Here is a 1,163-nt window from a genome sequence, read left to right on the forward strand (position 1 = left end):
GCGGACGCGCAGGAGCAGTTTGTCCGTGAGTACGGGTTGTCGTTGGTGGGGGGGTGTTGCGGTACGACTCCGGAGCATCTGCGTCGGGTGGTGGAGCGGGTGCGGGGTGTGGAGTTGGTGGAGCGGGTGTCGCGGCCGGAGCCGGGGGCGGCGTCGTTGTATCAGAGTGTGCCGTTCCGGCAGGACACGTCGTATCTGGCGATCGGTGAGCGGACGAACGCGAACGGGTCGAGGAAGTTCCGTGAGGCGATGCTGGAGGGTCGCTGGGACGACTGTGTCGAGATGGCGCGGGACCAGATCCGTGAGGGTGCGCATCTGCTGGATCTGTGTGTGGATTATGTCGGGCGTGACGGTGTCGCGGACATGGCTGAGCTGGCGGGCCGTTTCGCGACGGCGTCGACGTTGCCGATTGTGCTGGACTCCACTGAACTGCCGGTTTTGCGGGCGGGGTTGGAGAAGCTGGGTGGGCGTGCGGTCATCAACTCGGTGAATTACGAGGATGGTGACGGGCCGGAGTCGCGGTTTGTGAAGGTGACGGGGCTGGCGGTGGAGCATGGTGCGGCGTTGATCGCGCTGACGATCGATGAGGAGGGGCAGGCGAGGACTCCGGAGCACAAGGTCGCGGTCGCGGAGCGGCTGATCGCGGATCTGACGGGGAACTGGGGTGTGCATGAGTCGGACATCCTGATCGACACTCTGGCGTTCACGATCTGTACGGGTCAGGAGGAGTCGCGCAGGGACGGGATCGCGACGATCGAGGCGATCCGTGAGCTGAAGCGGCGCCACCCCGAGGTGCAGACCACTCTCGGGTTGTCGAACATCTCTTTCGGTCTGAACCCTGCCGCGCGGATCGTGCTGAATTCGGTGTTCCTTGACGAGTGTGTGAAGGCGGGTCTTGATTCGGCGATTGTTCATGCGTCGAAGATCCTGCCGATCGCGCGGCTGGACGAGGAGCAGGTGCGGGTGGCGCTCGATCTGGTCTATGACCGGCGGGTGGAGGGTTATGACCCGTTGCAGAGGCTGATGGAGCTGTTCGAGGGTGTCAACACCAAGTCGATGAAGGACGGCCGGGCGCAGGAGTTGCTGGCGCTGCCGCTGGAGGAGCGTCTGGAGCGGCGGATCATCGACGGGGAGAAGAACGGCCTGGAGGACGACCTCACTGC

1 protein-coding gene is annotated in these 1,163 nt (G+C 64.6%); it reads left to right on the forward strand.

The window, feature by feature from the left end:
- The coding region (locus tag ACIBLA_RS37570) for a dihydropteroate synthase (RefSeq protein ID WP_399201150.1) at positions 1-1,163 on the forward strand (1,163 nt) is incomplete at both ends.

It is taken from the genome of Streptomyces sp. NPDC050433 (assembly GCF_044458565.1).
In the GTDB taxonomy this organism is placed as follows: domain Bacteria; phylum Actinomycetota; class Actinomycetes; order Streptomycetales; family Streptomycetaceae; genus Streptomyces.